The following is a 13324-nucleotide window of genomic DNA, read 5'->3' as shown; positions in this document are numbered from 1 at the left end:
CGCCGCCGTGCGGCGAATTGAAGGAATGTCAGTGTGATCGGAAACAGATTGACATTGTCGATCCATCAGGCGCTTTGCCTGTTGGTTGTTGGTGCAGCCTGCCCAGGATGGGCGCTGGCTGCGCCGGCCAATCTCGGCGAACAGGCGCTGATGGCGCAGAGTGGTGCGGCCAATGCACGTGCACCGGAATCGGCCCAGTTCAATTCCAGCTTCCTGTCGGGCCAGGCCAAGCAGGTCGACCTGGCGGCCTTCAGCAACGGCAACCCGATGGTGGCCGGCAGCTACCGCGTCGATGTCTACGTCAACGGTGCCTGGCAGGGCCGTCGTGACCTGCAGTTCAAGGCCGATGCACAGGGCCATGTCGACGCCTGCCTGCCGCTGCCGATGCTGGAAGAAATGGGCGTGGACAGCGAGGCCGTGCTGCTGCAGCAGGACCCGACGCTGCCGACCGACAAGACCAGCTGCGTGCCGGTGCAACAGCGCATGGCCAATGCCTATGGTGTCTACGACAGCGGCAACCTGCGCTACGACCTCAGCATCCCGCAGGTGTTCCTGCGTCGTGAGGCGCGCGGCTACGTCAACCCGGCGCTGTGGGACCGCGGCATCAATGCCGGTTTCGTCGGCTACAGCTTCAATGCCATCGACAGCAACAGCCGTGTCGAAGGTGGCCAGCGCAACCGCAGTGCCTATCTCGGCCTCAACGCCGGCCTGAACCTGGGTGGCTGGCAGTTCCGCCACGACTCCAACCTGACCTGGTCCGAGGGCGATGGCCGCCATTGGCAGAGCATCGCCACCTACGCACAGCGCGGCATCCCGCAGGTGCGCGGCATGCTCACCATCGGTGAGGCCTACACCACGGGCGAACTGTTCGATTCGATCGGCTACCGTGGTGCCAGCCTGGCCAGCGACGACCGCATGCTGCCCGACTCGCTGCGCGGTTACGCGCCGGTCGTCCGCGGCATTGCCGAAACCAACGCGCGCATCGAAGTGCGCCAGAACCAGCAGCTGATCTACTCCTCCACCGTATCGCCGGGCAGCTTCGTCATCGACGACCTGTACCCGACCGGCTACGGCGGCGACCTGGAAGTGAGCGTGATCGAGGCCGACGGCCGCCGTCGCGAATTCAAGGTGCCGTTCGGTTCGGTGCCGCAGATGCTGCGCGAAGGCGTGTCGCGTTACGCGCTGACCGCCGGCCAGGTGCGCAACAAGCTGCTGGCCGATGAGCCGTGGCTGGTGCAGGGCACCTACCAGCGCGGCATCGGCAACCAGTTGACCCTGTACGGCGGCAGTGCGCTGAGCGAAGGCTACCTGTCGCTGCTGTACGGCGTGGGCCTGTCCACGCGCATCGGTGCTTTCGCCGCCGACGTCACCCACGCTAGGACCTCGTTCGACCACTACGGCAGCCACACCGGCGCCAGTGTGCGGCTGAGCTACAGCAACATGATCGGCGAGACCGGCACCAACCTGACCCTGGCCGCCTACCGCTATTCGACGGAAGGCTTCTACAGCCTGCAGGACGCGCTGTATGGCCGTGATTCGGACAAGCGCGGCATCGACCCGACCACCCGTGGCCGTCAGCGCAGCCAGTTCCAGGTAACGCTGAACCAGCCACTGGGCCGTCGTGGCGGTGCGCTGTACGTGACCGGTTCGGTGCGTGACTTCTACGATCGTTCCGGCACCTCCAAGCAGTACCAGGTCGGCTACAACAACGCCTGGCGTTCGGTGAACTACGGCTTCTCGGCGCTGCGCACCGAAGAAGGCGTCCTCGGCCGTTCGGACACCCAGTACCTGCTGTCGATGAGCGTGCCGCTGGGCCGTGGTACCCACCCGGTGTCGTTCAGTGCCGATCTGGGCGTGCGCGACCGCGGTGGCTACGACAACAGCCGCGTCGGCATCACCGGTTCGGCCGGCGTCGACAACAACTTCAGCTACGGCGCAGCCCTGTCCGATTCCCGAGAAGGTGGCACCACCGCGATCGCCAATGCCGAATACCGCAGCCGCTACTCCGCGTTGAACGCTACCTACAGCCACTCGCGTGATTTCCGCCAGGCCTCGGTCGGCGCCAACGGCAGCGTGGTCGTGCATCCGGGCGGCTTTACCTTCACCCCGCAGCGTGGCGACACCATGGTGCTGGTCGAAGCACCCGGCGCACGCGATGCGATCGTCAGCAACGCCCCGGGTCTGCGCGTCGATGGCCGTGGCTACGCGGTGGTGCCGTACGTATCGCCGTACCGCCTCAACACCGTCACCCTCGACCCGCAGGGCATGGCCCACGACGTCGAGCTGGAAAGCACCAGCCAGTCGATCGCGCCGTTCGCCGGCGCCATCAGCTACCTGCGCTTCGACACCCGCAAGGGCAACGCGCTGCTGATCCAGGTCCGCAACCCCGATGGCCGCAGCATGCCGTTCGGTGCGCAGGTCAAGGATGAGCAGGGCCAGCCGGTGGGCATGGTCAGCCAGGGCGGCCGCCTGTACGTGCGCAGTGAAAAGAACCAGGGCCGCCTGCTGGTGGAGTGGGGCGCCGGTGCCGATCAGCGCTGCACGATCGACTACCAGGTTCCGGCGGGCGCCGATGCGTCCAAGACCGGCTTCATCCCGCTGGAGGCAACATGCCGATGATCTCTTCCCGTGGCCGCAAGGCACTGACAGCCCTTGCACTGCTGGGCGGCGTGCTGCTGGCACAGCAGGCCAGCGCGTCGTGCCGCATCCAGTCCAGCTGGTTCACCGCGCAGGACGTGACCATGGACATGGGCCAGATCGTGATCCTGCCCAGCACGCCGGTCGGTGGCGTGATCAAGGAAATCAGCGAATCGATCACCCAGCAGAACAGCGTTGCGCGCTGCGACTGGTCCGGTGGTCGTTCCATTGGTGAGTACGTCAACGCAGCGCAGCGGCGGCCAGTCGCCGGTTTCTCCAATGTGTATGAAACCGACGTCCCGGGCGTGGGCATCCGCCTGTTCCGCGATTCCGGCGCCATCCAGACCTACTATCCGCACTCCATCAACTTTGCCGGCAACGCCACCATCTCGCTGATCGGCGGCACTTTCCGCATCCAGCTGATCAAGACCGCTGCGCAGACCGGCTCCGGCGTGATCGCGCCGAACGGCCGCTTCACTACCTACTACTTCGACGGTGATGGTGCCAGTCGTCCGGTGCTGACCTCGACCTTCAAGGGCTCGGGCACCACCGTGGTCAGCCCGACCTGCGAAGTGCAGGCCGGCAGCCGCAACATCGCCGTTGATTTCGGCAGCGTGCCCAACACCACCTTCACCGGTGTTGGTTCGCGTGCGGTAGATCGTGACTTCGAGATCCGCCTGAACTGCCAGGGCAGCAACGTCGCCGCCTATCAGAGCAAGATCGGCATCCGCCTCGATGCCGACCAGGACAGCTCGAACATGCCGGGCGTGCTGAAGCTCAGCGCGGCCAGCAACAGTGCCACCCGCATCGGTATCCAGATGGTCCAGCGCGATGGCAGCACCGAGCGTGAAGTGCGCTTCGGCCAGACCATCAACGTCGGCACCACGGCGCCGGGTACCAGCGTCATGGCGCTGCCGCTGCGCGCGCGCTACGTGCAGACCCAGGCCGGTACGGTCGGCGCCGGTGTCGCGAACGGCCAGGCCACGTTCACCATCCAGTACGAGTAAGCCGGCTCCAGGCCACGCCCCTGCTGCGTTCCACCGCAACGTCGCCCGTTCCACGGGCGGCGTTGACTGCGTCTTGATCCTGCAACGATGAAGATCGATGCCACGACGCGCATGCAGACGCCTTAGTGTGATGAATGTCGCGAATTTGGAGTTTCCTCATGAGGTGACCGTCTCCTGCCTGCGGGTATTGGACGGCAACGCCGAAAGGATCCAGACGTGGCTACTGCTGTTTGCCCCCTTCCGCGCCGGCCTTCGGAAGCGCTCCGGTGAAGGTCCTGTCGGTATTCGGCACGCGACCGGAAGCCATCAAGATGGGGCCCCTGGTGCGCGCCCTGGCACAGGCTGCGGATATCGAATCGGTGGTCTGCATCACCGGGCAGCACCGCGCGATGCTCGACCAGGTAATGTCGCTGTTCGAGATCACCGCCGACCATGACCTGGATGTCATGGTGCCCAACCAGACCCTCAATGGCCTGTGCTCCAGGCTGTTCGAGCGGCTTGACGCGCTCTACACGCAGGTCCGCCCCGACTACGTGCTGGTGCATGGCGATACCACCACGGCGATGACCGCGGCCCTGGCCGCGTTCCACCACCGCATCCCGATCGGCCATGTCGAGGCCGGCCTGCGCACCGGCGACATCAACCGGCCGTGGCCGGAGGAGATGAACCGGCGGGTGGTCGATGTGGTTGGCCATCAGCTGTATGCACCCACCCCAGGCTCGCGCGCCAACCTGGCCCGTGAGCATCTGGGCGGGCAGATCCTGGTCACCGGCAACACCGTCATCGATGCCCTGCAGCAGACCGTGCAGCGGCTGGATGCCGATCCGGCATTGCGCGCGCAGGCCGACCAACCCTTCCACATGCTCGACCCCGCGCGCCGCCTGCTGCTGGTCACCGGCCATCGTCGCGAGAGCTTCGGCCAGGGCTTCGAGGACATCTGCCGTGCGCTGGCTGAGCTGGCGCGGCGGCCGGACCTGCAGGTGCTGTACCCGGTGCACCTCAACCCGAACGTGCAGGGCCCGGTCAACGCCCACCTCGGCCACCTCGACAACGTGCACCTGGTGCCACCGCAGGATTACCTGCGCTTCGTGCGCCTGATGCAGCGCGCCGACGTCATCCTCACCGACTCCGGTGGCGTGCAGGAAGAAGCGCCGGCCCTGGCCAAACCGGTGCTGGTGATGCGCGACGTCACCGAACGGCCGGAGGCGGTCGAGGCCGGTGTGGTGACGCTGGTGGGTACCACGCCCTCGCGCATCGTCGATGCGGTCAACGCGGTATTGGCACACCCCCCGCAGCCAACCCGCTTCGATCCCGACGCCAGCCCCTACGGCGATGGCCGCGCCAGCGCCCGCATCGTCGCCGCCCTGCGTGGTGCGCCCCTTCCCGAATTCTCGCCCGGTCTCCGCAGTGGCGGTGCCGCCCACCTCCATCCGCATGAAGTGACGCCATGACCCAGACCGGCCGCTCTCCCCTGTTTGCTTCCGCTGCCGCGTTCGTCCTGTCGGGCGCGGTCGGCACTGCCCATGCCGCCGACAGCGTCGCTGGCCAGTTCGCCGAATGGAGCGGCGACAGCACGGTGAACCGGCAGATGACCCTGCGCGAACTCGGCTTCCGCCAGCCGCTGGTGCTGAGCGGGCAGGAGAGCCAGCGCGAGATCTACCTGCCGGTGCCGGCCGGCGTGGCCACCCGCGATGCGCAGCTGCAACTGGACGGGCGCTATGTGCGCGGCCACGCCGGGCGCACCTCGGGCTTGTGGTCGGTCGATGGCGATCCGATCGCCGCGCGTTCGATCACCGACGCGCAGGGCGACGCCAGCCAGCTGCTGGCCATCGATGGCGAACCCCGCCAGAACGGCTTCGTGCGGGTCGGCGTCGGCTGGTGGTCGATCGTGTCCGACTACCAGTGTGCCGACCAGAGCGCACCGGCCAACGTGCTGCGGCTGTCGCCGGACTCGCGCTTCAGCTACCGCTTCGACGGGCGTGCCGTGGATACCGTGGCCAAGGCCTGGGGCGCCCTGCCACCGCAGGTGCGCCTGCTGGTGGATGGCAAGGCGCTGCAGGCGCCAACCTATGATGCCGCCTGGCGCATCGGTACCGCGTTGCAGGCCGGCGGCAAGCAGGTGCAGGTGGTGGCGCTGCCCAAGGTCGGTGACAGTGTCGACCTGGCCGGCATCAGCATCCCGGCCAGCCTGCAGGGCGTGCCGGCTTATGCCGCGCTGGCTGCGGGCGAGCGTGCGCATGCGATCAAGGACCTGGCCGAAGTCGGCGCGCTGCTGTCGCTGCGTGACAGTGGGCCGTTGGCGGCCGATGTGATGATCGGCAGTGACGCACTGCGTGCCGGCGTACGCGCGGCGCTGGATGCGCTGGCCGCCCAGGTCGGCGCCGCGGGTGCCGATGCGGGCACGGCCTTCAGCGCCTGGCGCAGCGCGGACATGGGCGGGCTGGAAAAGCCCGCCGCCAACGCCTCGGTGAGCGTGATCGCCGTTGCCGGCCGTCCGACGCTGCTGGTCGACCCGGCGGCGGCAGGCAAGGTCGCCGGGTTGTTCGCCGAACAGTGGCGCAGCTACGCGCTGGGCCGCAGCCTGCAGGTCAGCGCAGCAGGCACGCCCAGACTGGACGGTGACCAGGTGCTGCTGAGCCGGCTCGGCAACATCGCCGGCACGATGGAGGTGGTGACCCGCGCCGATCGCAGCGCCAGCTTCGACCTCGGCGCGCTGTCGGCCGATGGGCGCCTGCCCGAGGAAGTGGTGATCGATGTCTCGGCGGCCCCCAACGCGGCCGGGCAGGGCGCGGTGGCGACCCTCTACTTCAACGATTACCTGCTGGGTGGCAAGGTGTTGTCGGCCAACGGCCAGCCGCAACGGCTGGTGGCCAAGGTGCCGGCCTACGCCCTGTCGGCGCGCAACGAGATCCGTGTCAGCTTCCTGCGCCAGCCGGCACGGCCGTACTGCCACGATCCGGCCACCGGCTACCCGGTCTCGATCCTGCCCAGCAGCCACCTGACCCTGGCCAAGCGTTCGCTGGGCAGTGACTTCGTTGGTGCCAGCAGCCAGTTGTCGCGCGGCAACCAGGTGTTCGTGCCCGGCACCTGGCTGCAGGATGCGCCGGCCTCGCTGGGCAAGGTCATCGCGGTGGCCAGTGCAGTGGGCGCCTCGCCGGAAGCGTCGGAACTGAAGGTGGTCGACGCCGGTGCCGCGGTCAGCCCGGGCGCACCGTGGCTGGCCTTCGGCGTGGTACCGGCCGGTGTCGATGTGGCCGGCCTGAAGGATGGCCACCTGCTGATCGGCGGCACGCCGCAGCCGCTGCTGGATGTCAGCGGGCTGGATCGTGCTGCCGTGGTGCAGGTGGGGTCGTCCGGCGGCCAGCTGGGCGTGCTCTACAGCGACCTCGGTGCGCAGGCACCGTCGTTCGGCGCGCCGTTCCGGCTGCTGCGGGGCGATCTTGCCGTGCTCGACGGCAGTGATGCCGTGCGCGAATTCGACCGCCAGGATCCCTATGGCACGCGTATCGCGCAGGACGGCAATCCGCAATCGAAGTGGGAACGGCACATGGTGTGGTTGCTGCTGCTGGTCGGCGTGATCGTGTTCGCGCTGCTGGCCGCCCGCGTTACCCAGGTGCGCCGCCGCAAGTCCGCCAACGCAGGGCACTGATCCATCGTGGACGGTCTGTTCTGGAACATCCAGCTGGCCAACTACTACGCCGCCCTGGAAGCCACGGCGGCGGCGGTGGCCGTGCTGATCCTGATATCCAGCCTCGATGACCTGTTCATCGATGTCTGGTACTGGGTACGCGAGAGCTGGCGCGCGCTGACGATCAAGCGCCGCGATGCGTACCGGCCGCTGACCCAGGACGACCTGCTGCAGCGGCCGGAACAGCCGCTGGCGATCATGGTGCCGGCGTGGATGGAGTACGACGTCATCGCGCAGATGGTGGAGAACATGATCAACGTACTCGACTACCGCGAGTACGTCGTGTTCGTCGGCACCTATCCCAACGACCAGCAGACCATCGACGAAGTCGAACGCATGCGCCGCCGCTACAAGCGCCTGCGCCGCGTGGAGGTGCCGCACGACGGGCCGACCAGCAAGGCCGACTGCCTGAACTGGCTGATCCTGGCGATCTTCGACTACGAGAAGCGGCACGACATCGAGTTCGCCGGCGTGATCCTGCACGACAGCGAGGACGTGCTGCACCCGATGGAACTGCGCTTCTACAACTACCTGCTGCCGCGCAAGGACATGATCCAGCTGCCGGTCACCTCGCTGGACCGCGAGTGGTACGAGCTGGTGGCGGGTGTCTACATGGACGAGTTCGCCGAATGGCACGCCAAGGATCTGGTGGTGCGTGAAAGTGTTTCCGGCATGGTGCCGTCGGCGGGCGTCGGCACCTGCTTCTCGCGGCGCGCGCTGCTGGCACTGAGCGCGCAGACCGACAACCAGCCCTTCAACACCGACAGCCTCACCGAGGATTACGACGTTGGTGCGCGGCTGGCAGCGATGGGCATGCAGTCGATCTTCGCGCGCTTCCCGGTGCAGTTCCGCGTGCGTCGCCCGTCATGGTTCGGCTGGGGGCCGGTACGCGAGCGCACCCAGCAGATGGCGCTGTGCGTGCGCGAATACTTCCCCGACAACTTCCGTGCCTCGTACCGGCAGAAGGCGCGCTGGGTGCTGGGCATCGGCCTGCAGAGCTGGGAGTCGCTGGGCTGGCGCGGCTCGCTGGCCACCAAGTACCTGCTGGCGCGCGACCGCAAGGGCATCATCACCTCGTTCGTCAGCATCATCGCCTACCTCATCTTCCTGCAGCTGCTGCTGTTCTGGGTGCTGAAGATGACCGGGGTATGGACGATGCAGTTCCCCAGCGTGTTCCAGGCCGGTACCTGGCAGATGAACGTGGCGCTGCTGACCACGGCGGCGCTGGCGACCCGGGTCGTGCAGCGCTTCTACTTCGTCAACCGGCTGTATGGCTGGGAGCATGCGTTGATGTCGATCCCGCGCATGGTGGTCGGCAACATGATCAATTTCATGGCCACGGCACGCGCGTGGAAGGTGTTCCTGGCCTACCTGCTGTTCGGCAAGCGCATGGTCTGGGACAAGACCATGCATGACTTCCCGGATGCCGCACAGCTGGTGCAGACCCGCAAGCAGCTGGGCGAGCTGTTGACCACCTGGCAGGCGGTGGAACCGGAACGGCTGCAGCAGGCGCTGGACCAGCAGCATGCCGGCCGGCAGCAGCCACTGGGCCGCATCCTGCTCACCCAGGGCTGGCTGGATGATGAAACGCTGGCCGAGGCGATCGCCTTCCAGGGCGACCTGCAACGCGCAGTGATCGACGTGGACTACCTGCGCGCGTGCCAGTTCGCGGTCAGTGCCGATGCCTGCGTGCAATGGCGCATGTTGCCGCTGCCACCGCGCCAGCAAGGCACCCTGCGGCTGGCCGTGGCCAGCCCATTGCCCGAAGAGGCGCTGGCACTGCTGAAGCAGGAAACCCGCAGCGAGCACATTGAGCAGAGCATCGCCCGCGAAAGCGAGATCAACGCGGGCCTGCGCATGATCGGTGGCGACCGGCAGTGGCACCTGGACAACGTGCCACTGCTGGGCGACCTGCTGGTGGAAATGCGCCTGATCGACCACGCGCGCTTCGAGATCGCGCTGGACGCGTACAAGCCGCAGCGCGATGGCCGCATTGGCGATTACCTGGTCAAGCAGGGCATCACCACCGAAGACGCGGTGGCCCAGGCCATGCAGGAACAGCGCCGGCGTGCGGCCGCGCTGCAGTCGCCGCCTCCCGGAGCCTTGCCGGCATGAAGACCACGCTGCTGTCCACCGTCATTGCCGTGGCACTGGCCAGCGCCGCCGCGCCGGTGCTGGCACAGGCCGATGCAGCACTGCCCTTGTCCGGTGCGGCCTACCGCATCGCCGAGCAGGCGTTTGCTGCCTATGAGCGCGGCGACTACCCGGCGGCTTACCAGCAGTCCACGGAAGCGATCCGGCTGCGCCCGGACGTGGTGCGGCTGCGCCTGCTGCAGATCTATGCGCTGCAGAAACTGGGGCGGGGTGCCGAGGCGCAGCGGCAGGCACGTCGTGCACTGGATGCGGGGTTGAAGGATCCGGCGTTGCCGGCGCTGGCGGCTGCCACCGCTGCACGCAGCGCGGCGACTGGCGGCGAAGGTGCGCGCACGACATCCCCATCGCGTCTGGTCGGCAGTGCCGCAGACCGCAGCAGGCAGCAGGCCTACGCGCTGGCCACCGAAGCCTACGCGGCCTATGACGCGGGGCGGATGGGAGAAGCGGCCGGCAAGGCCGAACAGGCCTTCCGGCAGCAGCCGACGCAGGGTGCCTGGGCGTTGCTGTGGGTGGCCGCGCTGGAGGCACAGCAGCAGCCCGAACAGGCCGACGCCGCCATTGCCACCGCACTGCAGCTGGGCGCGCCGAATGCCGAGGCACTGCTGGCCCGGCGCGTGGCGCTGGATCGCCAGCGCGCGCTGCTGCAGGCGCAGCAGGCGTATCGGTCGCTGTCCATGCAGGATGATGCCGCGGCCGTTGCGCAGGCACGTGCCGCCGTCGAGCTGGCACCGGAGGTGGCCACGTACCGGTTGCTGCTGATTACCGCGCAGCTGCAGCAGGGGCAGCTGGCCGACGCCGAGCGCAGTGCCGACCAGGCGTTGCAGGCCGACGGCCAGGATCTCAATGCACGGGTGATGCGCGGCTACCTGCGCCAGCGCCAGGGCAATACCGTGCTCGCCAATGAGGACTTCGACACCGCACTCGCTGCGCCGGGGTCAACAACGCAGCAGCGCAACGTGCGCCTGCTGGCGGTGGATGCGGCGCTGGCCAGTGCCGACCGCACGCGCGCCGCGGCGCTGCTGGCACCACTGCAGTCGGCATTGCCAACGGATGCGGGCGATGCACGCGCGCAGCAGCTGTTGCAGCAGGGCATCGAACAACGCGGCCGGGCGATCCGCTCCAGTCGCGCGCTCCCCCGCATCAGCGCACAGACCTACCCGGCGCCGTTCCAGCACTGCCAGTCAGGCGGCACAGGCAATGTCTGCGAGCTGATGCCGGCCGATCTGCAGGGCGATGGCGGTGCCGCGCAGCGTGCCTACGCTGCCTACGCGCGCCAGGACTATGCTGAGGCCATCGGTGAGGCGCGGCAGGCTGTGCAGCGCGCGCCGGACGACGCGAAGCTGCAGGGCCTGCTGACCACCACGCTGGCGTCGGGCAACCGCGCCCAGCAGGACGAAGCACGGCAGCGCCTGGATGCGGCGCTGGCACAGCGCCCTGACGATGCGGAGGCGCTGATGCAGCGCGGCTACCTCAACCAGAAGGCGCACGAACCGGCGCAGGCACTGGCCGACTTCCGTGCCGCCGAGGCCACCGGCAAGGCACCGAAGAGTGTGGTCCTCGACCAGGCGTACGCGAGTGCGGCCAACGGCGATCATCCACAGGCGGTGTCACTGCTGCGCAGCGCCGTCGACCGCGCCGACGCCGGTGAGCTGCCGCTGGATGAGCGCCAGCGCTACAACGTGCGCAATGCCATCGCCAACTATTCGCGCGAGTGGGGCGTGATCGCCTCGGCCGGTTTCCGGGGGGCGCGCCAGGCCGCGACCAATGTCGGCGGCGCGGCGATCAGCACGCCGGGTGATTCGGTGTTCAGTACGCTGGAGGCGTTCTGGCGGCCCCCGGCCTTCAACGACCAGCACGGCACGCTGGAACTCTATGCACGCCTGCTCAACACCCTGTACGACCAGGGCGGCACCTACGAATCGATCCGCGCGGTGGATCCGTGCACTGGTGAATCGACCCCGGATGCACGCGCACGCGCTGAACGTCTCAGCCATTCGCGCTCCACCACCGGCTGGCCGTCCACCATCGCCTCGTTCGGCATGCGCTACGCCTTCGGCCAGACCGGCCTGAGCGCCGGCATCGAGCGCCGCCAGTTCCTCGGCAGCGCCACCCGCACGGGCGATGTCTATCCCGCAGCGGCGGCCGTGCAATGCAGCCTGCAGCTGGCCCTGAACCCACCACTGGAAGCCAGCACACTGGCCCGCTACCGCTTGGCCAGTGGTTCCGGCGGCTGGATGTCCTACCTGACCTACGGCTATTGCCACGGCACCGACCTGCGCACCGACGTGAACCAGTGGTGGATGGTCAGCGGCTACGCGCAGGGCGGCTACACCTGGGACGACAACAGCGCCCACTTCACCCTCGACGCGCTCGATGCCAACGGTACGCCCGTGCGGCGGATCGGCGATGCCAACGGGCGCCTGCATCGCGAGCAGTGGTTCGCTGCCGGTGAACTGCGTGTTGGCCGCAGCTTCCGCTTTGGTGCCGGGCAGACCCACTGGGTGGTCACGCCGTACGTGGTGGTGGGGGCGGACTGGCTCGACCAGCGCTCGCGCGTGCGCGACATCCGTTACCCGCTGTTCCCGGCGCAGTCGTTCGCGCTCAACGATACGCAGCGCAGCTGGTCCCTTGGCGCGGGCCCGGGCGTGGGCGTGCGCTACTGGTTCCGCGAGGACCACTACAACACACCGCGCTCCTACCTGGACCTGACCGTGCAGTATCGCTTCGCGATCGGCGGCGGTGATACGCAGCGCGCCAAGGGCCTGTTCGCCACCGCCATCCTCTACTACTGAGGCACGCCCCAACGTCGTCGCAGCGCCGCGGCCTGCGGCGTGTCCTGGGTCAGCCACGGCTCCAGTGCATAGACCAGCACGTGCTGCGCACCGCTGTCGCGTGCCCACGCCAGCTGCCGCTGGATGCGCGCGGCATCGGCGGTCTCGCCCTTGAACGCGCTGCCGTCGGCGGCGCTGCCGGGCAGTTCGCGGAACAGTTCGACGATCGCATCGAAGCCGATGCCGTGCGCGTGGAAATGATCGAGCAGCGGTTGCAGCTGCTGCACGTTGCCGGCGCCGGCAACCCCCACGCCGTCCTGCACCATTGGCCGCAGCGCGGCCTGTGCCAGCACTGCCTGCCACAGCGTGACCAGGTTGCCGTCGGTCTGCAGGCGGCTGAAGTAGCAGGACATCGCGCAGTCGCCCCCGCGTGCACTGGCGGCCTGCACCAGGCCGTGCAACCACCGTGCCAGCCACTGCTGGCGTGCCGGATCGGCCCAGTGGTACTGCTCCAATTCGTAGGGCAGGTACCAGCCCCCGAAGGCGGGTTGCTGCGCCCAGGGCGCCTGTGCCAACCACTGGCGTGCCTGCGCCAGGCTGTCGGCCAGGAAGGCCTGCAGCGTGGCATCGTCGGCACCAATGGCCTGCCACCAGCGTTGCTGGAAGGGCAGGCCGACGCGGATGCGGAGGTTGTTCTCGCTGGCGGCGGTGAACAGCTGCTGCAGGCTGCTGTCCGGCAAAGACCAGTCGCCATCGCTGCCGCCGACGATGCCGGTCCACTGCAGTACCAGCTGCCGGCAGCCCAGCGTATGCGCCAGCTTCAACGAGCGCTGCCAGTCGGTCAGGCCCCACTGCAGGTGGCTGCGCCAGGGCTGCAGGAAGGTGCCATCCACCTGCACCGGCAGCGAACAGCCGGGCAGGGTGGCGAGCGCGCCGGCGAGCGGTGCCAGCATTGCCGCGCGCAGCAAACGGCGGCGCAACGGCGAAGACGGATCAGCGGGAAGGACAGGCGGAACCATGCTTGCATCATCCCAGAGCACCGTGCGCAGCAGGTGAACCACCGCCCG

General features: G+C 68.2%; 7 protein-coding genes. 6 read left to right on the top strand and 1 reads right to left on the bottom strand.

All coding sequences use genetic code 11. The features are described from left to right. Window positions 1-54 precede the first annotated feature (54 nt). The 6 genes from DFO63_RS17590 (at window position 55) to DFO63_RS17565 (ending at window position 12278) form a co-directional block, all read left to right on the top strand. Window positions 55-2619 (top strand): fimbria/pilus outer membrane usher protein, encoded by a 2565-nt coding sequence (locus tag DFO63_RS17590; protein WP_119007451.1) that lies wholly within the window; start codon window positions 55-57, stop codon window positions 2617-2619. Then, window positions 2610-3644: a fimbrial protein gene (locus DFO63_RS17585; protein ID WP_119007450.1), complete on the top strand. Its 1035-nt coding sequence runs from the start codon at window positions 2610-2612 to the stop codon at window positions 3642-3644. The genes DFO63_RS17590 and DFO63_RS17585 overlap by 10 nt, the downstream gene beginning before the upstream one ends. A 266-nt stretch (window positions 3645-3910) precedes the next feature. Continuing rightward, window positions 3911-5095, top strand: a complete 1185-nt coding sequence (gene wecB, locus DFO63_RS17580) for a UDP-N-acetylglucosamine 2-epimerase (non-hydrolyzing) (RefSeq protein WP_119007449.1) — start codon at window positions 3911-3913, stop codon at window positions 5093-5095. Continuing rightward, a complete protein-coding gene (locus DFO63_RS17575) occupies window positions 5092-7293 on the top strand; it encodes a hypothetical protein (protein ID WP_119007448.1) in 2202 nt (733 codons plus the stop codon). Before wecB ends, DFO63_RS17575 begins: the two co-directional genes overlap by 4 nt. 6 nt (window positions 7294-7299) lie before the next feature. Further along, window positions 7300-9447 (top strand): glycosyl transferase family protein, encoded by a 2148-nt coding sequence (locus DFO63_RS17570; protein ID WP_119007447.1) that lies wholly within the window; start codon window positions 7300-7302, stop codon window positions 9445-9447. Beyond that, window positions 9444-12278: a hypothetical protein gene (locus DFO63_RS17565; protein WP_119007446.1), complete on the top strand. Its 2835-nt coding sequence runs from the start codon at window positions 9444-9446 to the stop codon at window positions 12276-12278. Before DFO63_RS17570 ends, DFO63_RS17565 begins: the two co-directional genes overlap by 4 nt. On the opposite strand, the gene DFO63_RS17560 is transcribed toward DFO63_RS17565, so the two are convergent. Further along, on the bottom strand, window positions 12272-13276 hold the full coding sequence (locus DFO63_RS17560) for a DUF4434 domain-containing protein (RefSeq protein ID WP_182474438.1): 1005 nt from the start codon (window positions 13274-13276) through the stop codon (window positions 12272-12274). The genes DFO63_RS17565 and DFO63_RS17560 overlap by 7 nt on opposite strands. Between the last annotated feature and the right edge of the window lie 48 nt (window positions 13277-13324).

The sequence above is a fragment of the Stenotrophomonas sp. AG209 genome, from assembly GCF_003550055.1.
In the GTDB taxonomy this organism is placed as follows: domain Bacteria; phylum Pseudomonadota; class Gammaproteobacteria; order Xanthomonadales; family Xanthomonadaceae; genus Stenotrophomonas.
The sequence above is the reverse complement of the archived record's forward strand: the minus strand, read 5'-3'. Positions and strand labels throughout refer to the sequence as shown.